The sequence below is a fragment of the Streptomyces sp. AC627_RSS907 genome (assembly GCF_019049165.1).
The window spans coordinates 1-600 of the sequence record NZ_JAGMUE010000548.1 but is presented as its reverse complement, the minus strand read 5'-3'; the positions used below and the strand labels follow the sequence as shown (position 1 = coordinate 600).

Here is a 600-nt window from a genome sequence, read left to right as displayed (position 1 = left end):
GTCCAGCACGTAGAGCTGGTACGTCTCGGCCGCCAGGTCGCGCTTGACCTGCTCCCAGCCCTCGCGCGCCGCCTCCTCGCTGGAGGCCAGGTCGCGTTGGACCCACGACCAGCCCTCGCCCATCTTGTGCCAGGCGACGGTGCCGCCCTCGCCGGAGTCGCCGAGCACGCGCAGCGCCCGCTCCTCGCCCACCTTCCACTTGGCGGACTTCACGAACTGGAACACCCCGATCGGCCAACCCTGGTTCCAGGCGCGCAGCGCGAGCCCGAAGGCGGCCGTCGACTTGCCCTTGCCGACGCCGGTGTGCACGAACACCAGTGGCCGGTTGCGGCGCTGGCGCGTGGTGAGCCCGTCGTCGGGCACCATCGAAGGCTTTCCCTGTGGCATTTACGCGACCCTCTCCGTGATGTCGGTCCGTCGCCCCGGCCGCGCGCCCCGGTGCTGGGGCCCGTGCTCGGTCGTGGTTCGTTCGCCCTGCCGGGCCCGTGCGGGGACGCCGTCGCGCGCCGCACGCGCCCCACGGACCAGCGCCGTGACGCTGTCCGCTCGCAGCTCCTCCAAGGTCACCGCGGGTCCGCGCAGTTCGCCGGCGAGCTGCGC

The 600-nt window shown here is 73.3% G+C and carries 1 protein-coding gene and 1 pseudogene; both read right to left on the bottom strand.

Going from position 1 to position 600, the window contains the following annotated elements; genetic code table 11:
• On the bottom strand, positions 1-387 hold a 387-nt coding region (locus KUM32_RS36995), incomplete at its 3' end, for a cob(I)yrinic acid a,c-diamide adenosyltransferase (protein WP_217146251.1).
• Positions 388-600 (bottom strand): annotated as a pseudogene (locus tag KUM32_RS44340) (hypothetical protein); the annotation flags it as partial.